This is a genomic window from Mycolicibacterium neoaurum (assembly GCF_036946495.1).
Classification (GTDB): Bacteria; Actinomycetota; Actinomycetes; order Mycobacteriales; family Mycobacteriaceae; genus Mycobacterium; species Mycobacterium neoaurum_B.
On record NZ_JAQIIX010000002.1, the window covers coordinates 1,678,965 to 1,702,468 of the forward strand.

The 23,504-nt window shown below is 64.2% G+C and carries 25 protein-coding genes; 9 read left to right on the top strand and 16 right to left on the bottom strand.

The features are described from left to right. Window positions 1–135 precede the first annotated feature (135 nt). The 11 genes from PGN27_RS13420 to PGN27_RS13470 form a co-directional block, all read right to left on the bottom strand. The gene (locus tag PGN27_RS13420) at window positions 136–891 is read right to left on the bottom strand and encodes a hypothetical protein (RefSeq protein WP_335326550.1); all 756 of its coding nucleotides are present in this window, start codon (window positions 889–891) and stop codon (window positions 136–138) included. Between the two features lie 90 nt (window positions 892–981). Further along, complete coding sequence (locus PGN27_RS13425) at window positions 982–1,740, bottom strand: MerR family transcriptional regulator (RefSeq protein WP_335326551.1); 759 nt, start codon at window positions 1,738–1,740, stop codon at window positions 982–984. Window positions 1,741–1,749: 9 nt separating this feature from the next. Next, window positions 1,750–3,228: a flavin-containing monooxygenase gene (locus PGN27_RS13430; protein WP_335326552.1), complete on the bottom strand. Its 1,479-nt coding sequence runs from the start codon at window positions 3,226–3,228 to the stop codon at window positions 1,750–1,752. Then, window positions 3,225–4,145 (bottom strand): ferritin-like domain-containing protein, encoded by a 921-nt coding sequence (locus PGN27_RS13435; RefSeq protein ID WP_335326553.1) that lies wholly within the window; start codon window positions 4,143–4,145, stop codon window positions 3,225–3,227. The genes PGN27_RS13430 and PGN27_RS13435 overlap by 4 nt, the downstream gene beginning before the upstream one ends. Window positions 4,146–4,156: 11 nt before the next feature. Beyond that, complete coding sequence (locus tag PGN27_RS13440) at window positions 4,157–4,999, bottom strand: SDR family NAD(P)-dependent oxidoreductase (protein ID WP_335326554.1); 843 nt, start codon at window positions 4,997–4,999, stop codon at window positions 4,157–4,159. 149 nt (window positions 5,000–5,148) lie between these two features. Further along, entirely contained in the window at window positions 5,149–5,874 is a 726-nt protein-coding gene (locus tag PGN27_RS13445; RefSeq protein WP_335326555.1) for an SDR family NAD(P)-dependent oxidoreductase, read from the bottom strand. A gap of 78 nt (window positions 5,875–5,952) precedes the next feature. Next, window positions 5,953–6,483, bottom strand: coding sequence for a GNAT family N-acetyltransferase (locus tag PGN27_RS13450; protein ID WP_335326556.1), 531 nt, complete (start codon window positions 6,481–6,483; stop codon window positions 5,953–5,955). Between the two features lie 114 nt (window positions 6,484–6,597). Continuing rightward, window positions 6,598–7,896: an acyl-CoA dehydrogenase family protein gene (locus PGN27_RS13455; RefSeq protein ID WP_335326557.1), complete on the bottom strand. Its 1,299-nt coding sequence runs from the start codon at window positions 7,894–7,896 to the stop codon at window positions 6,598–6,600. An 85-nt stretch (window positions 7,897–7,981) separates the two neighbouring features. Beyond that, the gene (locus PGN27_RS13460) at window positions 7,982–8,419 is read right to left on the bottom strand and encodes an RrF2 family transcriptional regulator (protein WP_281568173.1); all 438 of its coding nucleotides are present in this window, start codon (window positions 8,417–8,419) and stop codon (window positions 7,982–7,984) included. A 154-nt stretch (window positions 8,420–8,573) separates the two neighbouring features. After that, window positions 8,574–9,884: an acyl-CoA dehydrogenase family protein gene (locus tag PGN27_RS13465; RefSeq protein ID WP_335326558.1), complete on the bottom strand. Its 1,311-nt coding sequence runs from the start codon at window positions 9,882–9,884 to the stop codon at window positions 8,574–8,576. A gap of 231 nt (window positions 9,885–10,115) precedes the next feature. Continuing rightward, window positions 10,116–10,559, bottom strand: a complete 444-nt coding sequence (locus PGN27_RS13470; protein ID WP_335326559.1) for a MarR family winged helix-turn-helix transcriptional regulator — start codon at window positions 10,557–10,559, stop codon at window positions 10,116–10,118. A 142-nt stretch (window positions 10,560–10,701) separates the two neighbouring features. Here PGN27_RS13470 and PGN27_RS13475 point away from each other — a divergent pair, with 142 nt between their 5' ends. Beyond that, the gene (locus PGN27_RS13475; RefSeq protein ID WP_335326560.1) at window positions 10,702–11,331 is read left to right on the top strand and encodes a TetR/AcrR family transcriptional regulator; all 630 of its coding nucleotides are present in this window, start codon (window positions 10,702–10,704) and stop codon (window positions 11,329–11,331) included. Further along, a complete protein-coding gene (locus PGN27_RS13480; RefSeq protein WP_335326561.1) occupies window positions 11,328–12,578 on the top strand; it encodes a glycosyltransferase in 1,251 nt (416 codons plus the stop codon). Before PGN27_RS13475 ends, PGN27_RS13480 begins: the two co-directional genes overlap by 4 nt. A gap of 245 nt (window positions 12,579–12,823) precedes the next feature. Here the strand turns inward: PGN27_RS13480 and PGN27_RS13490 are convergent, their stop codons facing one another. Together PGN27_RS13490 and PGN27_RS13495 are read right to left on the bottom strand one after the other, a co-directional pair. Continuing rightward, window positions 12,824–13,516: a helix-turn-helix transcriptional regulator gene (locus PGN27_RS13490; RefSeq protein WP_335326562.1), complete on the bottom strand. Its 693-nt coding sequence runs from the start codon at window positions 13,514–13,516 to the stop codon at window positions 12,824–12,826. A gap of 19 nt (window positions 13,517–13,535) precedes the next feature. Further along, window positions 13,536–13,940, bottom strand: a complete 405-nt coding sequence (locus PGN27_RS13495; protein WP_335326563.1) for a nuclear transport factor 2 family protein — start codon at window positions 13,938–13,940, stop codon at window positions 13,536–13,538. Window positions 13,941–14,217: 277 nt separating this feature from the next. Here PGN27_RS13495 and PGN27_RS13500 point away from each other — a divergent pair, with 277 nt between their 5' ends. Next, the gene (locus PGN27_RS13500; protein WP_335326564.1) at window positions 14,218–14,844 is read left to right on the top strand and encodes an HAD family hydrolase; all 627 of its coding nucleotides are present in this window, start codon (window positions 14,218–14,220) and stop codon (window positions 14,842–14,844) included. Between the two features lie 27 nt (window positions 14,845–14,871). Here the strand turns inward: PGN27_RS13500 and PGN27_RS13505 are convergent, their stop codons facing one another. Next, the gene (locus PGN27_RS13505; protein WP_036463503.1) at window positions 14,872–15,261 is read right to left on the bottom strand and encodes a winged helix-turn-helix transcriptional regulator; all 390 of its coding nucleotides are present in this window, start codon (window positions 15,259–15,261) and stop codon (window positions 14,872–14,874) included. A gap of 193 nt (window positions 15,262–15,454) precedes the next feature. Here PGN27_RS13505 and PGN27_RS13510 point away from each other — a divergent pair, with 193 nt between their 5' ends. The 3 genes from PGN27_RS13510 to PGN27_RS13520 are packed head-to-tail and all read left to right on the top strand — an operon-like array spanning window position 15,455 to window position 17,749. Then, a complete protein-coding gene (locus tag PGN27_RS13510) occupies window positions 15,455–16,582 on the top strand; it encodes an MFS transporter (protein ID WP_335326565.1) in 1,128 nt (375 codons plus the stop codon). Between the two features lie 59 nt (window positions 16,583–16,641). Next, a complete protein-coding gene (locus PGN27_RS13515) occupies window positions 16,642–17,103 on the top strand; it encodes a DUF4174 domain-containing protein (protein WP_335326566.1) in 462 nt (153 codons plus the stop codon). Then, complete coding sequence (locus PGN27_RS13520; RefSeq protein ID WP_335326567.1) at window positions 17,093–17,749, top strand: CIA30 family protein; 657 nt, start codon at window positions 17,093–17,095, stop codon at window positions 17,747–17,749. The genes PGN27_RS13515 and PGN27_RS13520 overlap by 11 nt, the downstream gene beginning before the upstream one ends. Before the next feature lie 12 nt (window positions 17,750–17,761). On the opposite strand, the gene PGN27_RS13525 is transcribed toward PGN27_RS13520, so the two are convergent. Beyond that, window positions 17,762–19,243 (bottom strand): MFS transporter, encoded by a 1,482-nt coding sequence (locus tag PGN27_RS13525; RefSeq protein ID WP_335326568.1) that lies wholly within the window; start codon window positions 19,241–19,243, stop codon window positions 17,762–17,764. Between the two features lie 148 nt (window positions 19,244–19,391). Between PGN27_RS13525 and PGN27_RS13530 the strand changes: the two genes are divergently transcribed. Together PGN27_RS13530 and PGN27_RS13535 are read left to right on the top strand one after the other, a co-directional pair. Further along, window positions 19,392–21,242: an alpha/beta hydrolase gene (locus PGN27_RS13530; protein WP_335326569.1), complete on the top strand. Its 1,851-nt coding sequence runs from the start codon at window positions 19,392–19,394 to the stop codon at window positions 21,240–21,242. 79 nt (window positions 21,243–21,321) lie between these two features. Then, window positions 21,322–21,780, top strand: a complete 459-nt coding sequence (locus PGN27_RS13535; protein WP_335326570.1) for a lipoprotein LppJ family protein — start codon at window positions 21,322–21,324, stop codon at window positions 21,778–21,780. A 1-nt stretch (window position 21,781) separates the two neighbouring features. On the opposite strand, the gene nagB is transcribed toward PGN27_RS13535, so the two are convergent. Next, the gene (gene nagB / locus PGN27_RS13540) at window positions 21,782–22,564 is read right to left on the bottom strand and encodes a glucosamine-6-phosphate deaminase (protein WP_335326571.1); all 783 of its coding nucleotides are present in this window, start codon (window positions 22,562–22,564) and stop codon (window positions 21,782–21,784) included. A 103-nt stretch (window positions 22,565–22,667) separates the two neighbouring features. Here nagB and PGN27_RS13545 point away from each other — a divergent pair, with 103 nt between their 5' ends. Further along, window positions 22,668–23,492 (top strand): GntR family transcriptional regulator, encoded by an 825-nt coding sequence (locus PGN27_RS13545; RefSeq protein WP_335326572.1) that lies wholly within the window; start codon window positions 22,668–22,670, stop codon window positions 23,490–23,492. The last annotated feature ends 12 nt before the right edge of the window (window positions 23,493–23,504 follow it).

The following is a 23,504-nucleotide window of genomic DNA, read 5'->3' on the forward strand; positions in this document are numbered from 1 at the left end:
GCCACTCGGCATCAGGCCACACACCTCGCTTTCCTCTCGACAGGCATCTGTCATGCCCGGACCATTAGGACCCCGGTCGGAGAAAAAGTCAATCGATATCCGGGCTCGCTGAGATGAGGATCACCAGAACAACTCTCACGGAGCGACGAAACAGTAGACCCGCGCCGGGTCGGTGTAGGAGACCACCCGAGCGTCGGCCGGACATCCGACCGCTTCACTGGCACCGTCTATCCGGCGCGCCACCCGGATGCTGGCTCCCGGTTCTGTGCAATTGGTAGGGGTGACGGTTCCACCGATGGCGTAGCACTGGTTTTCACGCAGGTTGAGCATGAAGCAATGAGTGCGTACCTCATTGGTGAGCGCCGGATAGATGGGACTGCGCCGCAGGCCATCCGGGCAGGTGGCAGTGCTGTCGCCCTTGGACACCAGCTCCATCGTCGCATCCGACCGGCGGCAGTCGACGGGCTCGGAGTTCATCCGGCCCTGGTCGTAGGCCTGCGCCGTGATGCATTGGCCTACAGCAACATTGCCCGTCGACTGGACTCGGCCGGAGGACACCAGGGCCGAGAAGACATGTGCAGCACCGAGCACCAGCAGCACCACACCGACGACGATGGGAACGGTTCCCTTGCCCGACGGTCGTGACGGGCGCGGCGGTAGGTCCTCTGGTAGTCCGTCGAACTCGCCATAGGGATCGGTGACCGTGTCATCACCGCCTGAAGACGCCTCCGGGGCCAGCAGCCGATCGTCGTCGCTGCTGTTCCATCGGTTGAAGGCACGCCGGCGAAGCATCCCGACGACCAGTAACAACACCCCGACCGTCGGAAATATCAGCGCGAAAGCCGCCTGCCCGAGGCGGTAAGCGCCAAGTCCGTCCGCCAGCACATCCATCCACACAGATCCCCCCACAGTGCTCTGTCCTGGGTAGCGTAACCGCTGAGAGCGCGGATGCGGGCAGAGATTTCCGGTGGCGACGAAGGGTCAGCCCCGGTCGGTGTCGGCGACCTCATATTGTTGGTACCGCCGCAACTCGGTGCGGACCGCCTCGTCGAGCGCCCGGTCAAGACTGGCGTGTGCCGAGCGCCGGGCCACCCGCCGCATCGCATCGACAAGGTCTGCTGCCCAAGCCAATTCAGGATCGTTGGACGGGTACCAACCGGCCCCGCGCTGCCGGACCACCTCGCTGTGACCGGCTCCGGCCAGCTCGCGGGCTGCCGCGTCGAGGTGGGCGTCGACGGCCGCGGTGGTCTGCAGGATGGTCGCCAGCGGCATCCCCCGTGCGATCAGGGTCGCGAAATCGTCGATGACGCGTTGGTCCCGGACGAGGAACTGATCCGGTTTCTCGGTCTCCTCGACGATCCGGTCCGCCAACAACCCGGCCAGCGTGGCCGCATCGAGCGTGCCGAGCCGGCTCTCCAGCTCGGCACGGCTCACGGTGGCGGTGACCGGGCGTGACCACGGCTCGGTGACCAGCTCGCCGAGATCTGCCAGGTCGAGCACCTGTGCCAGATCTTGACCCCGTTGCAGGCCGGTGAGGAACCTCAGGATGTGTTTGACCGTGAAACCCTCACCGAGCAAACGAATGATCGCCTCGAGTTGACGCAGATGCCGGTCGGTGTAGATGGCCACCCGCCCGCGGCGATGCGGGCGCGGGAGCAGACCGCTCTCCTGGTACACCCGGACGTTGCGAGCGGTCGTCCCGGCGCGGCGAGCCAGGTCGTCTATCCGGTATTCGGTCACCGGCGAATCTTATGCGCCGACCAGTTCGTCGACCGTGATGCGGTAATCCTGCAGGTCGAGGGTCTTGAGTTGATTGACGTACTGGGTGGCGAACCCCGGGTACATCGTCGCGTTGAAGCCGTCCTCGGTCAGATACCAACTCTGGCATCCGGAATTCCAGGTGGTCGACTGCAGCCGACGCTGGATGTCTGCGTTGTAGCGCTCCTGAGCGTCGGGGCGTACGTCCAATGACTTCCAGCCGAAGCGTGTCAGGGTGCCGATGGCCTTGGTGATGTAGTCGATCTGCGCCTCCATGTACACCAGCGCCGAGCTGTGCCCCGGGCCGGAATTCGGCCCGAAGGTGAAGTACAGGTTGGGATAGCCGGACACCGCCACGCTGCGGTACGCGTATGCCCCCGAACTCCATTCCGCGGCCAGTTCACGCCCGCCTGATCCGATGACCGGGAACGGCGTCCCGGCCTTGGAGACGTCGAAACCGGTGGCGAAGACGATGGCGTCGAACTGATGCTCGATACCTTCCACGGTGCGGATCCCACGCGGTGACAGCCTCGCGATCGGCCAGGTAACCAGCTTGCAGTTGTCGGCCTGCAACGCGGGGTAGTAATCGCTGGACATCAGCAGCCGTTTGCAGCCTGCGGAGAAGTCGGGCTTGAGTTGCCGACGCAACCACGAATCTTTCACCTGCATACGCAGATTGGCCAAGCTGAGCGCCTCCACGACGCGGGTCAGCGGAGTGTCCCACACGACGCCGAGGGCCACCGACTCGTGTCCCCAAAACCAGGCCGAGCGCGCCAGTTTCTCGGTCAGCGGCACCGAGCGGTAGAGGCGTCTGGCCCAGTCACCGGTCTCGGTGTTGACCCGCGGCAGCACCCAGCCGGGTGTGCGTTGGAAAACCTTGACCGAGTCCGCCACCTTGACCAGTTCGGGGATGATCTGCACCGCGCTGGCGCCGGTACCGACGACGGCGACCTTCTTGCCGGCGAAGTCGTAGTCGTGATCCCAATGGGCACTGTGGATCTTCTTGCCCTCATAGGTCTCGATACCCGGTATATCCGGCAGACTGGCGTTGGCCAGCGGCCCGGGCGCCATCACGATCGAGCGCGCTCGGGTGGGTTCCCGGTCGCGGAACCGGATCGTCCAGATGCCATCGACGTCGTCGTACTCCAGTGCTGTCACCTCGTGACCGAACTGGATGCGGGGCCGCAGATCGCAGGTGTCGACCATGCGGTTGATGTACTGCAGGATCTCGGCGCTGCCGGAATAGGTATGCGACCAGTCGGGATTGGGGGCGAAGCTGTAGGAGTACAGCCGCGAGGGGATATCGCAGGCAGCGCCGGGATAGGTGTTATCCCGCCATGTTCCACCGATATCGGTCCCGCGCTCGTAAATGACGAAGTCGGTGATGCCCTCGTCTTTGAGGCGGATGGCCGCACCGATCCCGGCGAATCCCGCTCCGATGATCGCGACGCCGCGGATGTCCTCGCTCATGCCACGGGCTCGTAGGTCAGCTCTTCCGACCAGGTCGGCGTATAGCGCACCAACGGCATCGGAATGACACCGGTCACCTTCACCAACGAATCCGCCAGCCAGTGATACTTCGAGCTGCGGTCGATCACCTTCTTGCTGTGCCAGCTGATGAATCGGTACATGGGGACCCGATTCACGTAATCGCTGCGCTCACCGACACTGCGGAACCGCCGCATGGCCTGATAAAGGCGCTCCTCGTTGACCCCCATCGCGACGATGTTGTCGCGCATCTTGTTGAGCAGCGGGAAGTAGCTCAGCGTTCCGATGACCAGGGCCGGGTTCATCCAGCTACCGACGAAGTCGACCGCAAGCTTGCGCACATTCGCGTGGCCGAGGATGTCCATGACCTCGAAATCGACTGCCAGGTGGCGGGACTCGTCGGAGTTGATGCGCTTGAACACCTCCTGGGCCACCGGGTCTTTGACCTCGTCGGTGATGAACTTGATCAGCGCGCCGTCGAGGGCCACTTCGAGCATGGGGATGACGGTGCCCAGGATGGACAGCGACATTCCGTCGGAGAACTTGTCCAGCCAGGTGATCACCAGCTGCACGTTCACACTCGGAGGCGGAATCTCGTCGTTGTCGAGCATGCCCCAGCGGCGCATGAGCGCCAGCTCGGCGTTGGCATGCTTCTGCTCCTCGGCGTGGAAATGTTCGTAGATGCTCTTCAAGGTCGGGGTCGGCGCCTTCTTGGCCAGTGCCGCGAAACCGCGTGCGCCGACGTTCTCGATCCACATCAGATCGGTCATGAACGGTTTGAGCTTGGCCCAGAGCTCTTCGTCGATGAGCTCGGCTCCCGGCGCATCCCAGTCGATATCGACCAAGGACCACTGCTTGTCCTTGATCATCTGCAGCATCTTGTCCAGATCCATTGCCATGGTCGTTCCTTTCAGTTGGACGGGAGCAGCCGGCCGAGCAATCCGGCGCCGTGCGCGTAGAGAGCGGGAACATGACGCTTCAGGTGCCATACGACCTTCGCGTCCAGCTGGGGCACCACGTAGAGGCTGCCGCGATCGTGCGCGTCGAGGGTGCGAGTGGCCACGCCCTCGGCAGAGACGCCGGTCCAGCTCGCCAGTTGCTGACTGAGGTTCATCGACCCGGGCGTGATGCGTCCGTCGGTGAACACATTGGTCTTGACGAAGGTGGGGCACAGCACCGTGACCGCGATACCGGTGCCGCTGAGTTCGGCAGCCAGTGTCTCCGACAGGGACATCACGCCGGCCTTGGACACGTTGTAGGCCGCCATCGACGGTGCCGCGGCGAAGCCGGCGGCCGACGCGACGTTGATGATGCCGCCCCTGCCGGCGCGACGCAGGATCGGGGTGAACACCTCACAGCCGTAGATCACGCCCCACAGGTTGATCCCCAGCGCCCAATCCCAATCGTCGAAACCGATGTCACCGACCGGTTTTCCGCCGATTCCGACGCCCGCGTTGTTGATGACGCAGGTGGGTGCGCCGCCGAAGACGTCCTCGGCCTGCTTGGCCAACAGTTCGATGGCGTTGCGGTCGGACACGTCGCACTGCACGGCATGCGCGGTTCCGGTGCCCAGATCCTCGATCAGAGCGACCGTCTCCGCGGCCCGCTCGGCGTCGATATCGGCGCAGATGATCTCACCACCGCGCCGCGCGAGCTCCAGTGCGAATGCACGTCCGATGCCACTGCCGGCACCGGTCACCACGGCCTTGGCATCGGCGGTGCGTCGCGGACCACCGAAGAGGCTGCCTATCAAGAGGTCTCCTGAAGTTGCTCATCGAATCGAGACCTGACCGGTCGAACGGTCGTCACCGAAGATTGCGTCACGCTCCAAAGACCATCACCAAATGTGCCATTTGTCAATGTCGCCTTTTATGAGTGGCACATTTGTTACCGGTGAGATTGCTACCAGGGCAGCGCACCCTCTCGGCCGATGAATGTGCCCGAGGTGTACTGCCCAGTGGCGGCACGCACAATCGGTTCGGCCCCCTCAGCGGCGGTCAGCGGGGCCTGATCACGGTTGATGGGCGAGAAGTCGGTCTGCACGAAACCGGGGTCGACCGACACTGCACGGATCCCGGAGGCGCTCAGCGCTTTGTCCACCGTGATGGTGATGCTGTTGAGTGCCGCCTTCGAGGCCTGGTAGGCAGGGACGACGAGAGTGTCGGGTGCAGCCGCCGCCTGCAGCGCGAGCGAGCCCATGAAGGACGACACGTTGACGATGCGGGGATCCGAACTCGCGCGCAGCAGCGGCAGGAACGCCTCGATCATGTACAGGACACCGAGGACGTTGGTGTCGAAGGTGATGCGCGCGGCGTCCGGATGGACGAAGCCGGTCGACGAGGGATGCGACCACTCCCCCGCGACGCCGGCGTTGTTCACCAGGACGTCGAGGCGGTCGTGTCGACTCCGTACCCGCTCCAGCAGGTGCCGCACGCTCTCCGGTGACACCACGTCGAGGAGTTCCGCCTCCACCCGGACACCACGTCCCGCCAGTTCCTCGGTGGCCGCCGCCAGCGTCGCTGGCGTGCGACCGGTGATGATGACGGTGGCGCCGAGAAGGCCCAGCGCGGAGGCGGTTTCGAACCCGATTCCTCGGGAGCCGCCAGTGATCAGAACGATGTCGGTCATGATGCCCTTTCTGAGTGCAACCGCCGACGACGCTAGATCCGCCGCCCGTCAGGCGCTGGCGGATTTGCGACGTCGCACTCAGCGTTCCGAAGCCACACTCCCGTCCAACGTCCGCGCGTACCGCACCTCGTGCACCAGATCAGCGCCGATGTCATCGTTTCGCTCCGTACCGTCGAACCGCCATCCCGCGGACTCGTAGAAGCGGCGAGCCCGCACGTTGCCCGAAAGGACCCATAGGCCGGCCTTTTCGCACCCCTGCCGGGCCAGCTGGATGCAACCTGCGGCCAGCAGCCGACGGCCGATTCCTTCCCCCCATCTCGACGGATCCACATAGAGCGCCCAGATTTCCCCGGCGCCCGCGAGATCGGGGTCTCTACTCAGCCCGGTGGTGACATGGCCACAGATGGTCGCCCCGTCGGCGGCCACCTGAGTGAATGGACCTGCGAGGTCCATCCGCTCGAATCCGTAGCGTCTGGCCCTGTCCTCGGCGCGAAGCGCGTCGAGATGATCCTGCGAGATCAGGCCTCGGTAGCCGACCTGCCATGCACGCACATGCGCCTCGGCAACACTCATCGCATCGTGTGCCGTCGCGAGCCTGATCTCGACCACCGCCGCCTCCCGCCGATAGTGAACGAGGACATCGTCTCAGCCGAACATGGTTGAGCCAAAGCATTTTCTACGGCAGGGGCAAGTTCCGATATTCGCGCATTTTCGGGGCTGAGTTCACCCCGGCACGGTTCCGAACCCTTGCATGTCTCGGGCGAACTCGAATGGCTGATCATCGGCAAAGATGTCGGCAGAGAAGTCGCGATGCGCTATGGCCCCCCATGCTCGCCGACGCTGCATCGCGAGATTCCCGGCGTCATAGAGCGGAAAAACGACAGCCTCACGATAGAGTTTGGCAAGCGGGAAACGCGTGTCGAGTGCGTTCACACCGACGATCCTCATGCAGTCGAACACCACACTCTGCATCAGGTCTCCACAGAATGTCTTGTTCATCCCGCTGAGCGCGTGCCCCTGCCCAGGATGACGGTCCAGATAATGCGCTGCCTTCCAACAGAAGTACCGAGCCGCCTCGATTCGGGCCGCGACCTCTGTCAGCAGGTTCCCGACCGCCTGATGGTGGATGATCGGCGACGAACCGCCGCCGGTGTAGGTCTTCGCCCACTTGAGAGCAAATTCAAACGCGCAGCGGGCAACTCCGACCGCGGCGATGCCGGCTATGGGAGCCGACCAGGTGAAGTTCCGGTTGATCAACAGATCGCCATCACCGTGCGCCAACACATTCTGCTCGGTCACCGCCACATCGCGGAATGTCATGGTCACGTTCTGACAGGTTCGGTGACCCAGCTTGTCGATCACCTCGTACTCGATGCCGGGGGTGCCCCGTTCCACGACGAAGACACTCAGAGCACCGGCGCTTCCCTTCGTGCAATCCGTCCGTGCGACACACACATTGAGATCGGCACCCCGCAGATCCCAGCCACCGGAGTTGCACGGCCAGTGCTTCTCTCCGTTGAGCACGTATCGCCCATGCCGCGGCTGGTGCCGGGCCAGCAACTGGATGCCCGCAGACGGGCTCGGGTGGTCGAAATTCGCGGTGCCACCACGTTCGCTGACCACCCAGCCGGCCAGGAAGGAGCCGTCGCGGTCGGATGCGGCGCGGCCGATCCACCTGTCGCGTTGTTCATCGCTGCCATGCCACAGAATCGGCATCAGGGCCAGGCCGTTGACGAGGATCGTCGTCGGGAATCCCGGGTCTACCGCGCAGAGTTCCTCGATGGCGATGAGGAAGTCGACGTTCGACGCACCGCCCCCGCCGTATTCGCGAGGTAAGAACATGGTCGTGAATCCCGCTGCAGCGGCCTGCCGATACACCGGACGCATGGCAAGGAAAGCCTGTTGCGGATCAGTCAGACCGTCGGCCTGTTCGGCCACCGGGCGGAGCACTTCTCTGGCGAACTCCCTTGCCCGGTGCTTGAGTGCGCTCTGTTCGGCGGTCATCGTGAAGTCGATGGACATGCAGGAACTCCTTAACGCCGAGTGGTCACGTGTTGCCGGCAGACGCCACGGCGGCCGGCCGCGGGTTCGATCCTCCTGAAACGGCTCAGCCGCTTGTGAGTCCCAGCGCGCCGCGCAGTCCGTAGTCGTTACTGGCGATGTCTTCCAGGGTCGATCGATCGAGCACCTCGAAGTAGGCCTCCAAGGCATCGGAGAAGACGCTGCGGGCACCGCACACCCCGGCGACACGGCAGAAGCGGGCGGGACCGAGGCATTCCACTACGGCGTAGTCGGACTCCATGGTCCGCATCACCTCTCCGATGCGAATCGAGGACGGATCACGGGCCAATTCGACCCCGCCCGAGCGACCCCGTGTCGTGTGCACCAAACCCGCCGCCGACAATCGTTGAACCACCTTGTCGAGATGGTGACGAGAGATCCGGTGGGCCTCGGCGATCTCGGTCACCGAGCCGCGCCGGTCAGGTGCCACGCGCAGGTAGAGCAGCACACGTAGCGCATAGTCGGCATGGTTGGTGTGCTTCATATGGCGACAGCTCCCCTTGATGATTGCTCCGGTCCACTGTGCCACGGCAGATGCACCACGGCGCGGCGGGCATGTGGTCCGAAGTACAGGATCCGGCGCGCCTGCCCGGGTCCGACAAACTCCAGAAGTGTCGGGCCCGGGCGGGGACACGCACTCAGCCGGCCATGGTGCCGATGCCTTCGTGCTGCTTGCCGAACTGGACGTACTCGTCCTCCATGATCGCGCGCGGGTTGAAATCGGGATCGGCGATGATGCCGTGGACGCGACGACGCTGCATCCCCATGTTGCCCCCGTCGTAGATCGGGAGAACCGCTGCCTCGCGCAAGATCTTGCCGAAGCCGTTCTTCGTCTCCAGGCTGTTCACGCCAACGATCTGCATGCACTTGTAGACACAGTCGAACATCATCTCGGTGACCTGGATCTTGTTCATGGCCCCGACCAACTCCGCGTGTTGATCATGCTTGTCGAGATAGTCGGCTGCCCGCCAGGAGAATGTACGGGCCATCTCGATCTTGGCGGCCACATCGCCGAGCACGTAGCCGACATTCTGGAAGCCGATGATCGGGGCGATGCCGCCGGCCGTGTTGTTCTTTGCCCAGTCGAGCGCCATCTCATACGCGGCCCTGGCCATGCCGACAGCCGCGATGGCCGCAACCGGCCCTGACCACGCGAAGTTGCGGTTGATCACCAGATCGCCGTTGCCCTGTGCGCCCGGCAGGAGGTTGGCGGCAGGGATGCGTGCGTCTTCGAAGATGATCTCGGCGTTGGAGGCGAGTCGGTGACCGATCTTGTCGAGATGGCGGAACGTCACCCTGGGAGTGTCCCGTTCCAGGACCAGTGCCGAGAGCCCCTCGGTACCGCCCTTTTCGGAGTCGGTCCGAACGATCAGCGTTCCGGCATTGACCCCCCGCTCGTCCCAACCGGCCGACGACGGCCAGTACTTGCGACCGTTGACGATGTAGTCGTCACCATCGCGGACGGCCGTCAGGCCCACGCCCGCGGGCCGTGGCAGGGGGATGTCGAAGTTCGCCGTCCCAGAGGGATTTCCGGGCGGCTCGCTGGCAGTCCAGCCACCGAGGTACTCACCGGTCGGGTCGGACGTAGCCGCCCGGAGGAAACGCTCCTTCTGTTCATCACTGCCGTACCACGCGACCGGCATGAGACCCAGGCCGTTACACAGCACGGTACATGCGAACCCGGGGTCGACAACGCAGATCTCTTCGGCAGCGATGACGAGATCGACACACGAAACACCTCCGCCACCATAAGCTTTCGGCAGCATGCACATTGCGATACCGGCGTGGTAGGCCTCGACATAGGCCGGTTTGGTCAGTTGAAAACCCTTCAACGGATCGGGTTCGGCATCGGCCGCCGCCACCGCAGGCGCCAATACCTCCTCGGCGAACGTGCGCACCTCGTATTGCAGCTTTCGCTGTTCGTCGGACATGGTGAAGTCGATCGTCATTGCTACTCCAGGTGTGTGGTGAACGCAGTGGGTGGTGATCTGCCGCGCCATAGAGGCAGACCACCAGAGGTTCCTAAATCGGTATTTCGAATACCGTGTTTTCAGGTTTCGACTACGTTGCCACGAATTACACCTGCCTCACGGCGCGCAAAGCGGACATGTGAGGCCTTTACGGCTGCGGCACAACCGTCGTCGGAGATCTCGCAGCACCCCGCATCCCCGTACCTGGATTCACCAATGCCAGGCGCTACCACCCACATTGACGATGGTGCGCTGCAGCACCTCGATGGTGGTGGCGTAGTCCTCGTCGGAAACTCCCTGGCGTCGCTCGTCATTGAGTTCCTTCTGCACCGCGGCGGCGGCGTCGAACTGCGTCAGTCCCAGCTCCGTCAGGCGGACGCGATCTCCCCCTCGACTGAGCCACCCCTTGTCGACACCGGCCGCGATCGCCCGCACGATGCTCTCGTCGGACTCGTTGGGGCCGACGATCGCCACCAGATCGGCCTCACTCATGCCGCGCGAGTGCATCGACAACTGGTGCAACACCCACCACTCGGGCTGGCTGACGCCGAGTTCGGACAGTCGGCCGCGGGTACGCGCCCGGATGGCTTCTCCTGCACGAACCGACCAGAATCCAAGGGGCTGGAGCGCAGCGGGTTGCATTTCTCTTGTCATGAGCCGACCGTAAAACCTGAACTCTTGTTGATGTCAAGGCACCGGATCAGCTGGTCGCTATTATTCCGGCGACTTTTTGGTCAACTGATCTGTTTTCAGATCAGCTCTTCAGAAAAAAGTCATTTCGTCCTACGTTCGGAGCATGCCGACCACCCCGGTGCATACGCAGTCCTTCATCCGTTCCGCGCGACGGGCACAGATCGTCGCAGCCGCCATCGACGTCATTTCTGAGGTCGGGTACCCGCAGGCATCGATCCGCAAGATCGCCGACCGTGTCGGTATCGCCATGAGTGCGGTGCTCTATCACTTCGGCACGAAGGACAAACTCGTCGAGGCGATCATCGAGCACATGTACCGCACCATGCTGGACTCGGTCGCTCCGGCGCTGGCTGGTCAGCACACCGCATCGACCAAGCTGGACGCGTATATCCGTTCCAGCATCGACTATTTCGCCACGCATCGTGTCGCGTTGAAGGCGCTGGCCTCCCTCGGGACCACCTACATCCCGGCCGACGGACGGCGCTTCGAGGAACTCGGACTGGACGCCGACCTCGCCGGCCAACTCACCGAACTCGACCCGACTGACATATTGGACACCGGGCGGCGAGACGGCGAGTTCGCCGACTTTCCGGTCGCGTCCACAGCGATTGCCTTACGTGGAGCGGTCAACGGTGTCGTGGAGCCGATTCTGCGCGAGCCGCATTTCGATGCATCCCGTTACGCCGAAGATCTGATCGTCATGTTCGGTCGCATCGTCGGCAGGCGACGTTGAGCACCATCGCGATCGCCGCGGTCGGCAGCCGCGGCGACGTCGTGCCGTTGACCGGCCTTGGTGCCGCACTACGGCGTGTTGGTCACCGCGTCGTCATCGCCGCGTACACGCCCTTCGCGGAGTTGGTCAGCAGGTCCGATTGCGAATTCCGTGATATGCCTTCGGACTTCACCCCTGGGGCGAGTGATTCCGACGTCCGCACGAAGGAGGTTCTGGCGGCGATGTTCGGCCCGGGCGGGCAACGTGACACCGGACAGCTCATCCTGGATGCCCTCGCCGACATCCCCGCCGACCTGCTGTTGATCCCTCCGTTGGCCGAGCTGGCCGGACACCCGCTGGCAGAGGCCCGCGGCATTCCGTCGATCGGTGTTCGTCTGCAGCCTCTCTCGCCAACCGCCGACCACCCTCCCAGCCTGCTCGGCGCCTGGTCTGCCGGGAAACTCGGTAACCGAGTTGGCGGCGCTGCCAGCGCGTGGGCTATCGATCGACTCTACGGCGGTGTCGTCGCGGACTTCCGCCGCCGGCTCGGACTGCCAGCCATCTCGACGCGGACACTTCGTCATCGACGAACCCTCGCAGATTGGCCTGTTTTGCATGGCTATTCGTCCCTGGTTGCTCCGCGTCCTGCCGACTGGCGACCCGGTCTGCAGGTGACCGGTTACTGGTGGCCGCCGCAGCAGCGAGACTGGCAACCATCTCCTGAGCTTGCTGATTTCCTCGCCGCCGGCCCGCCACCGGTCTTTCTCGGGCTGGGCAGCACCGTGGTCACGCGAGCACGCGCCAAGCAACTCTGCGATGTCATCGCGACGGGTCTTCAGAAGGCTGGCGTTCGTGGTGTCGTCCAATCCGGTTGGGCAGGCCTCGACGTCAGCGGAACGGATATCCTCACCATCGGCGAGACGCCACACGACTGGCTGTTCCCCCGGATGGCCGCAATTGCCCACCACTGCGGAGCCGGCACCACGGCCGCCGCGCTCCGCGCCGGGCGGCCAAGCATTCCGATGCCGGGGCCAGCTGGCGATCAATCGTTCTGGGCCAAACGCCTTCACATTCTCAGCGCTGCAACAAGAATTTTCCCGCAGCGGTCGCTGACAGCCGACAATATCGCCGCCGCCATCACCGCGACAGTCGATGACGACGCGCTGATTCATACGACAAACGCACTTGCGGCGCGCATCGGAGGGGAGGACGGCACCGCCGTGGCAGTCGCCTCCATCGAGAGAGTCCTCGCCTCGCCACGTCACTGAGCGGAAAACCAGAAAGCCGGTGAAGCAACGGGCCGGCATCATCGGTCCCCTGCCTCACGCCGGGATCGTATGAAGGGAGGTACGGCCCAGCGCTCCGTCGGCATCCTTCACATGAAAGCCGCCTCCGCCTCACCTATTCCATCTGCGCTGCCTTCCTTCAGATTGCGCGTTCCTTGAACGGTGATCTCAGTTTGGTTGTGCCGGTTGTGGACGATGTCGAGGATGCGCTTCTTAACCTGGGCCCGCTACCCAAGCCTGCGAGTGCGCCACCGCGACAGATCCGCCTCCAGCACGGCGGCATCACGCTCGGCGAAAACCTCATCGGTGATCTCCACGCGGCGGATGCGGTCGAGGTGAAACCCACGGATACCTTCGCGTAGTCGACACCACCCTGCGAACACCCAGGCATCACCTCCGCGCAGCAGACCCATTGCCTCCACGTCACGGGTAGTCAGAGTCTGGTGGTCGGCAGCGGTGTACTCGAGCCGTACAACTCGGCGCGCGGCAATCGCCTCGGGGATCAGGGAGACCGCCGACTCAGATGGCGGCGGAGCGTCGATGACGAACATCGACGCCAACGCTCGATCGATGGGTGCGAGCTGATCCTCCCTACTGGCCGCGAGAATCTTCGCCCGCGCTCGGCGCGCAGCAGCACCGTAGGGCGAAGTCTCCAACAAAGCCAGCCCCGCGAGCACCGCGAGCGACTCCGGCACCGTGAAGTTGAGGGGCGGCAGCGAGTGTTCACGCAAGATCGAATAACCACCGGACACACCGTGGTCGGCATAGATCGGGACTCCTGCGAGCTGGAGGGACGAAATATCACGCTCGATAGTTCGCTTGGACACCTCGAACTCGGCGGAGAGCCGCGCGGCAGACACGGGCCGGCGTGATCCCCGCAGCAGATCTACCAACGCGTACATCCGCTCGGCTCTCCTCATGGCTCCAACTTTGCCGTGTTTACGTGGAGTGCGTGCGCGTACCGCCCACCGACCACACCTCGCGGATCAGCCCGCCATCGGTGAAGTCGAACACATCGATCCCACCCGTAGCGTGCTCAGCGGCTCGTACGTTCCACAGCAGCCGCCCGTGCAGACCGTCGACTGACCGCGACACTTCGGTGAACACGGTTCCCGGGTGCAGTTCGCGATATGACTCCAAGAAGCGGACGAAGCTCTCCGCACCCAGCACATCGTCCCCAGGGTTCGACCCATCGGTATCAGAGTTGAGAAAGTGAATCCGGAAGTCGTCAGTGCAGATCCGACGTGCGATCTCGCCGTCGGTATTCCACATCCTCAACCACACCGCGAGCGCGGCGTCGGCAGCAGGCAAGTCAGTCGCCACATCATTCGTGTTGTCGGTCATCGCGCCAGCATCAGACATCGGGGCGACAACAGTATGTCGGTGTTCGGTACGTCATCGTTGATGGAACCCGGGTCGGACCGGTCCCCGGAGCTGTCTGAGCGAGAGGGATACCTGGCCGGCTCCGCCTTGGGGCTGTGCATAGGTGACGACGACGTGACCGCCATCGGCAAAGCGGTCAACAGCATCGCGCAATGGAACAGAGGTTCACCCCCCCATTCCGACCGGCCTGTCACGTCCCGGGACACTGTTCGACGCTGAGGCGTGCCACCCTTGACACGTGGGCACCGCAAACCTCTCGCACATCCGCTGTGTGGTGTTCGACGTCGGTGAAACGCTGGTCGACGAAACTCGAATGTGGGGCGCGCGTGCACATCAGGTCGGATTGACGCCCTTTACCCTGTGCGGACTCATCGGCGCCTTGATTGCAGAGGGCAGGGACCACAACGAGGTATGGGACATGATAGGCGTGGGTCGGCCGGCTGCCGGCGTCAACCCCACTCATGAGGACCTTTACCCTGACGCGCTCGAGGCTGTGGCTGCCGTGCGGGATCTCGGGATCACCGTCGGTGTAGCCGGAAACCAGCCCGCAGCAGTCGAATCCGTGCTGATCGCGGCCGGGCTGCACCCGGATTTCTTGGCGTCCTCGGAACGGTGGGGCGTGGCCAAGCCCGATCCCGACTTCTTCCTCCGGATCGTCACTCAAGCGGGAGTCGCTGCCGGTGAGATCTTGTACGTGGGTGATCGCATCGATAACGACGTGTTGCCCGCCCGATCGATTGGCATGCGTACGGCGTTTGTTCGACGTGGGCCGTGGGGTTACTTCCACGCTTCGACAGCCGCAGTGCATCTTGCTGATCTGCGCCTGAATTCGCTACTCGAGCTCACCGCTGCGCTAAGCACATAAGGCATTCATCGGTGTCGGCTGCGATTTTCACTGCCTGCGCGCGTCATACGCGGCTCGGGCAGCGTCAACTGTGTCCATGTTGACGTCCGCCCAACTCTTGAGCTGGAGGAACACCCCGACCAGTGAATGGCCAAGCGGGGTCAGTTCGTAATCCACCGTCAACGGGACAGTGGGTGTGACTGTCCGGGTGAGCAATCCGTCGCGCTCCAAGTTGCGCAGCGTCTGAGTCAACATCTTCTGGCTGACACCGGTAATTCGCCGTGCCAGGACCGAGTGGCGAGCCGGCCCGTCGATGAGCGCGCAAAGCACGAGTGTCACCCACTTGTCCGCCAGCCGGGACAACAACTGGCGGCTACTACAAGTCACCAGGAACGCATCGTGATCCGCGCTCCGCGCCGTGCCGATGTCGTCATGCATGCCGATAAGACCTTCCGAACCTCGCACTGCCCCTTGATGGGCACTTTAAGGTACCTACTTTCCAAAAGTGACCTTCTCCGACCAAGCTGGTTGCACCGCGCCACCCACGACGAGGAATGCCACCATGCCTGAGGGCCCATCTCTTCGCTGCGCCACGGCAGACACTGCGCGCCCCTCACACCCGTGGTGCGCTGTGCTCAGTGTGACGCTGGCGGTGTTCGCCGTGACGGTGACCGAAATGCTGCCCGCCGGGCTCATCCCGCAGATGGCCGATGATCTGCAGGTCTCCGATGGAGCAGCGGGCCTGACCGTCACGGTGTACGGCGTGATCGCTGGGCTGACGGCTCCGGCCACCACCAAGTGGACACATCGCATGGACCGACGAAGCCTGTTGCTGGCCATTATCGGAGTGTTGATCGTCGGCAACCTCATGGCCGGGTTCGTGACAAGCTACCCGCAGCTGCTGGCCATCCGACTGGTGATGGGATTCGCTCACGGACTGATGTGGTCCATCACCGCTACCATCGCAGTCCGCCTTGTCCCGCCGTCGTCCGCGGCGACAGCAACCACAACTGTCTTCTCCGGCATATCCCTTGCCCTGGTCCTCGGGGTGCCAGGTGGCACGCTCATAGGTGCCTGGATCGGCTGGCGATCGGCATTCCTCGCCGTCGTTGCGCTGGCCGCAGTCGCGTGGACCGCCGTACTCATCGTCGTCCCGCGATTGCCACAGACCCACCCACGACGCCCTGGGCAGTGGCGAACCCTGCTGTCCGGGCGACGCGGAATCCAGAAAATCCTCGTTGTCACCGTCCTTGCCGTGGTCGCCAACTACGCCGCGTACACCTATACGGCACCCTTCTTGATTCACCGCCTCGACATGACCGCGGCCGCAGTCAGTGTTTACCTGCTCGTATACGGCGTTGCCGGCGTCATCGGCAATGTCGTCGCTGGGGCCTTGATGGCCTACACATCAGCTGTCCGCATTCTGCTGTGCAGTTTCCTCGGTGCCGCGTCGGTGTCGATACTGTTCCTCGTTTTCTCCCGTCAGTCGGGATGGGCCACTGGCCTCCTCATCGCCATATGGGGACTGTCCTATTCCGCGTTGCCGGTACTCCTGCAGACCGCGATCCTGCAGCGCGCCCCGGACGCGCGTGAAGCAGCGACGTCGATATACGTCATGGCATTCAACATGTCGATCGCAGCAGGTGCGCTCGGCGGGGCGCTGGCCATCGACCAGATATCCACTGCTGCACCACTCATGCTCGGCGCCCTGTTGTGCATGTCCGCCGCTGTGGCAACCAGATACGTTCACGTTGGTTAGCGATGCCACAACGCGGGGTACTTGTCATCGATCACATCGACGTGTGGAGGAGGGGTGCGATGGGTGCAGGCCTGCGTTCACTGCTCGTTCTCACCGCGATGGGTTTCGCAACACTGTGCGGGACGGGCACCGCCGCGGCCGGCGAATTGGATGGCTACCTCTGGAATCACCGCCCACTGCTGGTGTTCGCGCCCAGTGCCGACGACTCTCGACTCATCGAGACACTGGCTCGCATAGAGTCCAGCCGGTGTGAGTTCACCAGTCGCGACATGGTCCTCGCTCAGGTACTTGCGGACGGCACCAGCATGCTCGACGGCCGAGTGCTCGAGGCCGGCGCCGCCCGCCAGTTGGCGGGCCGATACGGAGTCCGCGACAACGGCTTCGCTGTGCTGCTGATCGGCAAGGACGGCTACCAGAAGTTACGCGTCGACGCCGTGCCGAACCTCCAGACGGTGTATGCCGTGATCGACGAGATGCCGATGCGCGGCCAGGAGATGAGCGAGAACGACAGTGAGTGCTGACACCGGATATCGATCACTGCGTGGGAAGATCCAGCGCACTTCTGCCCTCTTGATCGGGACCTGTACGACGTTCTCGCTCGTCGCATGCGGTAGCGCCGCACAGGCGGAGGACACGGCACCGTCGTCGCCTCCCGCCGCTACGGAGACCGTCATCGTCGATCTCGATGTCGCCGACGCGGCCGCTGCGTGGACGACCATGAATGATCCCGTCATGGGTGGCAGATCGACGTCCGAAGTCGCGTTCGACGATGGCGGCCTGCGGTTTTCGGGAAACATCTCCGTGGACAACAATGGTGGGTTCGCCTCGACGCGTGGACCAGTCGACCCTGACATCGGGCGCAAGGCCGCGGGCGCACGGTCTTTGGGAGTACGTGCCGAGGGTGATGGAAAGACCTACCTGTTGAAGGTGCGCGACAACGCCCAACCCTGGTCGTACGTTCAGCGCTTCGCCACCGAAGCAGGCGTAATGCGAACCTACGCACTACCAGTCGACAAGTTCGAACCCGTAGGCATGCGCATGAATCCCGCGCCCGAAGCGCCTGCGACCCTTGATCCATCGACCATCGATCAGGTAGCGATCTACATCCTGGACAGGCAGCAGGGCCCCTTCCAGATCACCATCAACAGCATCTCCGCCGTGACCTGAATCAGCGCCCGATCAGGTCTCGGGACGAGATGCATGCGGTAACGGCGTAGGACCGCTGATCGGGCAGTGCACTTCTTGTTCGACGTGCATGCGTCCACGCACATCGCCGCGCCTCGGCCGGATCCCGACGGCAGCAAGAACTGACGCACCTACCAGCAGGGATGCGGCGATCACCATCGTGGTGCGAAAGCCGGCCCCGAATGCGGCGGGATCGGCGTAATCCGCGCCTCCGATACCGGCGAGCACCGGTATCACGGCCACAGCCAACAGCCCTCCCGCACGAGCCACCGCATTGTTGACTCCCGACGCCGACCCGGCCAGACGGTCCGGGGCGGCGTCGAGGACTGCGGCCGTCAGGGGCGCCACCACCAGCGCCAGGCCGGCACCGAATACCAGAGCAGCGGGAAGGACATCGGCAACCCATGATGCCTGTGTACCGATGCGTAGCATCAGCAATAATCCCGCCGCCGACAGCAGTGGGCCCAGCGTCATCGGTATCCGTGGTCCGATCCGGCCCGCAAGCGCACCGGCACGTGCCGAGAAAACCAGGAGAACTGCCGTGACCGGGAGCAGCGCAGCTCCCGCCTCGATCGGGCTGAACCCCGCAACCGTCTGCAGCTGCAGTACCAGAATCAGGAAGACCACCCCCAAGGCACCGTAGATCATCAGCGTTATAACATTGGCCGCCCGAAAGATGTTGTTGGTGAACAGTTCTGGCGGAACCAACGGATGCGGGGAACGCCGCTCGATCACCACGAACAGCGCCAGTGCCAGCATCCCGGTGCCGACCGCGACAAGGCCGGTCGCAGTGACGTCGGCGCCGAGGCTGGTCAGTCCGAATGTCAAGGCTCCCAGACCAAGGACGGCCAGGACCGTGCCGGCGATGTCCAGACCTGGTGGCGATTCTGTGTCGCGACTCTCGGGAACCCGCAGCACCGTCAGGATGACGAGCCCGGCGGCCAGTGGCACATTGATGAGAAACACTGCCCGCCAGTTCCACTCGACGAGGAATCCCCCGAGGAAGGGTCCCACCGCACCGGCCAGCCCGCCCAGACCGGACCACGCCCCGATCGCGGCGGAACGATCGTCGGCGCGGAACGACGCCGAGATCAGTGCCAAACTTCCGGGCGTGAGCAGGGCGCCGCCGATGCCTTGGAGGGCACGCGCGGCGACCAGTGTTTCGATATTGGGCGCCAGGCCGCAGGCGGTCGAGGCCACCGCGAACCACACCACCCCGATCAGGAAGACACGCCTGCGCCCGAAGTGGTCGCCGAGTGAACCGCCCAACAGGATGAAGGAGGCCAAGGTCAGCGTGTAGGCGTTGACGACCCATTGCAGACCGCCGAAGCCGGTGTTCAGGTCTGCGCCGATATGCGGCAATGCCACGTTGACCACCGTGCCGTCGATCATCGCGATGCCAGAACCGAGGACCGTCGCAAGGAGCACCCACCGACCCGAGGCAGTCCTCAGCTGCAATCCGCCCGAATCCGCCATGTCCCATTCCCTCCTGCGCGTCGAAGCCCCCTGCCGGAGTCACTCGGCGGGCGGAACATCGACGTTGATCGTTAGAACACCACACATCGACAACCCTCATCCCTCGAAACTGGTGCCCTACCGACTCTTTTGCCCGTGCGACGATGGAATGCAGAAGGCGAGGGGGCAGAAGTTGTCGGTGACGGTGTCGACGGTGCAGGCGTCGCGACCTGAGCAGTTGGTCGCTTCCGCCGCCGATCTCGGCACCAAGATCGCCGCCCTCGATACCACGATGGCCGCGCAACGGCAGGCGTTGGCGCAGCTGAGGTCCTCGTGGCAGGGCCAGGCGGCCTCGGCGGCGATCATCAAGGCCGAGCAGAACCTCAATCGGCAGGAAGAGCTGCGCGCTCGCCTCAGCGCGCTGCAGCAGGCACTCCACACCGGCGGCACCCAGATGGGATACACCCGCACCGGGCTGCTCGCGACCGTCGCGATGTTGCGTGCGGTCGGCTGGCAGGTTGCCGACGACGGCACCGCCACCCCACCTCCGCTGCCCCCGATCCTGCGGCTGATGGCCCCGGCATGGACCGCCATCTTGCAGAAGATGCTCGCGGTGTTCGCGCAGATCGACGCTCAGACGGCGGCCGCCATCCAGGCCGCGGTCGGTGGCCCGGTGCCGCAGACGCCGCCGGGCACCCTCGGCGATCCACGCCGACTACCGGCGTCCGGGACCAGCCCCGAGGATGTCAAGAAGTGGTGGGATTCGCTGAGCCAGTTCGAGAAAAGCCAGCTGATCGCCGATCACCCGCCCGAGCTCGGCAATCTCAACGGAATCCCGGCCGAGGTCCGCGATCAGGTGAACCGGGCGGTGCTGGCAGACGATGTGGCTCGGGTGACCGATGCGGCCAACCAGCATGGCGTGTCCACCGACGAGGTGTTGGCCAACCCCGGCAACTATGGGCTGACCTCGGCGGACGCCACCCGCTACACCAATGCCGTGCAGACCCAGAAGGGGCTGAACAAGACCGCCGACCCCGAGGACGCCAACCGACCGACGATGCTCTGGGCTTACGACCCACTGGCGTTCCACGGCGAGGGCAAGGCCGCCATCGCCATCGGCAATCCGGACAAGGCCCAGAACACCGCGGTGGTCGTCCCCGGCACCGGAAGCAGCGTGAAGGCAGGTTGGCTGGAGGGTGACAACGCCACCAACCTGTACGACCAGATGATCGCCGCGGAACCCGACGAACCCACCTCGGTCATCGCCTGGATGGGCTATGACACACCCGACAGTCCCACCGACCCGGCCATCGCCACCCCGACACTGGCCCGCGCCGGGGGTGATCTGCTGGCCGCCGATGTCAACGGGCTGGCCGCCACCCACGAGGGCGTGCCCGCCAATCTCACTGTCATCGGGCATTCGTACGGCTCCACCACGGTGGCCGACGCGTTCGCCGGCAGCGGTATGAAGGCCGATAACGCCGTGCTGATCGGCAGCCCCGGAACCGACTTGGCCAACAGTGCGTCGGATTTCCATCTGCCCGAGGGCGGCAAGGTGTACGTCGGGGCCGCCTCCACCGACCCGGTCAGCTGGATCGGACAGGCCGGCCCACTCCCCGACATCATCAACCGCGAGTTGAACTATCCGCTGGGTTTGGAGGCCGGCTTGGGCCGAGATCCTGCCGGTGACGGCTACGGTTCGGTGCGCTTCGATGCCGAGGCGGTGGGACGCGACGGTTTGTCCTTCGATGATCACTCGAAGTACTACCAGATCGGCAGCGAATCCCTGCGTGCGATGACCGATATCGCCACCGGTGACGGCGGCACCCTCGGAGACAACGGATTGTTGGCCGAGGGGCGACGTCAACCGCATATCGGACTGCCCGACAAGATCGATCTCCCGGGTCTGCCGCCGATCGACCTGCCCGACTGGGACACTCGAGTACCTGGCCTACCCGCACTTAATGATCCCGAAGGGGACCGTCCACAAGGATCGATCACCAATGACCATGGCTACTGAGATCGCCGGGCCCGTTCGACGTGTGGCGGCCGCTGGCATCATTGCCTTGTCTGTACTGCTGTTGGGAGGATGTGCTGACATGGGTTCACCTTCGGATGCCTCCAGTGAGCTGGACGGTCCCGCGCTGACCGATGACCAGATACGCGCTCAGGTGGTAGACCCCGCCCGTGAGATCGTGCGTGCCGCGCGGCTGGAGAGTGTCAGCGGGTCCTTCAAATTCGGCTCGTGCAACGACCAGAACGAGCCGCCATTCCGCGGTATCGCCGGTTTCCGCTTCGCCATTCCCGCAGGCACGCCGCCGGATACCTATCTGGCGCAGGTCGAGGCGACGATGATCGACCAGGGCTGGACCCCCGGGCCACCACCGGGCGCGGTGCCACACGGCCGGGTGGTCCACCAGGGCAAGATCATGGCGATCCTGACCGAACATCAGGGTGGCGGCCGAGTCCAGGTGCTCGGCGAATGCCGGAGTACGACCGATCAGGTGAAAGCCGGTGGTATGCAGCCGGTGTCGATCACCGACGAGCTGACATCATGACTCAGCCGGCGACGGCATCGCGGACGCTCCGGCGCTGAGTGTCACGGTAGTAGTCCACCAACGCGAGTTCGGCGGCCGCCTCCTCGTCGATGACCACGACGGCGTTCTCGTGATGCTGCAGGATGGATGCCGGGCACAGTGCCGATACCGGGCCCTCCACCGCGCGGGCGACTGCACCGGCCTTGGCCGTACCGGTGGCGATCAGCAGGGTCATCCGGGCAGCCATGATGGTGCCCAAACCCTGGGTGACACATTCGCGTGGAACGTCGTCGGGTGAGCTGAAGTAGCGCGCGTTGTCCTGCCGGGTCCAACTTGCCAGCGACGCCACCCGCGTGCGGGAGGCGAACGACGAGGTGGGCTCGTTGAAACCCAGGTGCCCATTTCGTCCGATCCCGAGTATCTGGATGTCGATACCACCGGCCGCGCGGATGGCGTCCTCGTAGGCGAGGCATTCGGCGTCCAGATCATCACCGATTCCCGTTGGTACGTGGACATTTTCGGGGTTCAGTCGGAGTGGCTCGGTGACCTGGGTCCGGATGACGTAGGCGTAGCTGCGCGGATCGTCCGGGGCGAGCCCGACGTACTCGTCGAGTGCGAAACCGGAGAACCCACTCATGTCCAAACCCGCCGCGACACGCTCGGCCAACTCGGCGTAGAGCCCCAGCGGACTGGAACCGGTGGCAAGCCCCAGCGTCCCGTGCGGCTTACGGCCGACCAGATCGGTCACGATATCGGCGGCGGTGGTGGCGACCGCGGACAGGTCGGGGCAGATGACGACTCTCATATCAAACCTCATTCCTTGTATGACAATGTAGGTAGTTAGATGGCCGTACCCAGGACGCACCGGTGTCCTGCGCTACCGGCCGGCAGCTCACCGGGGAGGGTTTGTGAACGACGACGGCACCGGCAAGACCGCGCGCCCACTGCGATATCAGCAGGTTTACGACCTCGTCGTATCGCTCATCGAGGAGCAAAATCTGCGCGAGGGTGATCAGCTGCCGAGCACGGCCGAACTCGCCGAGATGGCCGATGTCAGCGTGATCACGGTGCGTCGCGCGCTCGATGAACTCACCCACAGCGGAAAGATCGTGCGGCATCAGGGTGTCGGAACGTTCGTGGCCCCGCAGCGGATCGTCAGTGAACCGTCGCGTCCCGGCGCGCTGCTGGAGACGCTCAAGGGACACGACGATGGCGTCGAACTCGCCACCGAGCTCGTCAGCCTGATGGTCGGGCAGCCGAGTGACAACCACGCCGCGGCGTTGCGGATCGACGCCGGACAGCCAGTGTGGGAGATCTGCAGGCTGCGCCGGCTGGGCAACGTGCCCAAGCTGTTGGAGAAGGCCGTGCTGCCGCTGAGCCTTGTGCCGTCCCTGGACGAGGAACGGCTCGCCACCGGCGCTTCCTTGTACGGATTTCTCGCCGAACGTTACGGATTCACTGATGATTTCGTGGAACAGGTCTTCGAGGTCGACCATCCCAACTCGCTGGAGCGTGAGCATCTGAAGCTGACGGCGAAGGACAACGTGGTGCGGATCCGCGGTGTGAGCGTCAATGCCGAGGGGACCGCTTTCGACAGCTTTCAGCAGACCTACCCGGCGCGCGAGTTTCTGTTCTACGTCTCGGGGACGTCTGGACGCCGCCTGGTGGAGCCGGCCCGTACCGGGCCGTGGTCGGTGCGCCCCTTCGGATCTGCGCCCACCACCGGGGAATGACCGGCGCCACGG

What these genes read in the sequence shown, in the direction of transcription:
- PGN27_RS13435 (WP_335326553.1), bottom strand. Translation starts at nt 4,145, where the DNA reads ATGGCAATGGATCTGGACAAGATGCTGCAGATGATCAAGGACAAGCAG.
- PGN27_RS13505 (WP_036463503.1), bottom strand. Translation starts at nt 15,261, where the DNA reads ATGCATGACGACATCGGCACGGCGCGGAGCGCGGATCACGATGCGTTC.
- nagB (WP_335326571.1), bottom strand. Translation starts at nt 22,564, where the DNA reads ATGAGAGTCGTCATCTGCCCCGACCTGTCCGCGGTCGCCACCACCGCC.
- PGN27_RS13465 (WP_335326558.1), bottom strand. Translation starts at nt 9,884, where the DNA reads ATGACGATCGACTTCACCATGTCCGACGAACAGCGAAAGCTGCAATAC.
- PGN27_RS13430 (WP_335326552.1), bottom strand. Translation starts at nt 3,228, where the DNA reads ATGAGCGAGGACATCCGCGGCGTCGCGATCATCGGAGCGGGATTCGCC.
- PGN27_RS13515 (WP_335326566.1), top strand. Translation starts at nt 16,642, where the DNA reads ATGGGTGCAGGCCTGCGTTCACTGCTCGTTCTCACCGCGATGGGTTTC.
- PGN27_RS13470 (WP_335326559.1), bottom strand. Translation starts at nt 10,559, where the DNA reads ATGACAAGAGAAATGCAACCCGCTGCGCTCCAGCCCCTTGGATTCTGG.
- PGN27_RS13530 (WP_335326569.1), top strand. Translation starts at nt 19,392, where the DNA reads ATGCAGAAGGCGAGGGGGCAGAAGTTGTCGGTGACGGTGTCGACGGTG.
- PGN27_RS13495 (WP_335326563.1), bottom strand. Translation starts at nt 13,940, where the DNA reads ATGACCGACAACACGAATGATGTGGCGACTGACTTGCCTGCTGCCGAC.
- PGN27_RS13445 (WP_335326555.1), bottom strand. Translation starts at nt 5,874, where the DNA reads ATGACCGACATCGTTCTGATCACTGGCGGCTCCCGAGGAATCGGGTTC.
- PGN27_RS13460 (WP_281568173.1), bottom strand. Translation starts at nt 8,419, where the DNA reads ATGAAGCACACCAACCATGCCGACTATGCGCTACGTGTGCTGCTCTAC.
- PGN27_RS13525 (WP_335326568.1), bottom strand. Translation starts at nt 19,243, where the DNA reads ATGGCGGATTCGGGCGGATTGCAGCTGAGGACTGCCTCGGGTCGGTGG.
- PGN27_RS13455 (WP_335326557.1), bottom strand. Translation starts at nt 7,896, where the DNA reads ATGTCCATCGACTTCACGATGACCGCCGAACAGAGCGCACTCAAGCAC.
- PGN27_RS13535 (WP_335326570.1), top strand. Translation starts at nt 21,322, where the DNA reads ATGGGTTCACCTTCGGATGCCTCCAGTGAGCTGGACGGTCCCGCGCTG.
- PGN27_RS13475 (WP_335326560.1), top strand. Translation starts at nt 10,702, where the DNA reads ATGCCGACCACCCCGGTGCATACGCAGTCCTTCATCCGTTCCGCGCGA.
- PGN27_RS13420 (WP_335326550.1), bottom strand. Translation starts at nt 891, where the DNA reads ATGGATGTGCTGGCGGACGGACTTGGCGCTTACCGCCTCGGGCAGGCG.
- PGN27_RS13490 (WP_335326562.1), bottom strand. Translation starts at nt 13,516, where the DNA reads ATGAGGAGAGCCGAGCGGATGTACGCGTTGGTAGATCTGCTGCGGGGA.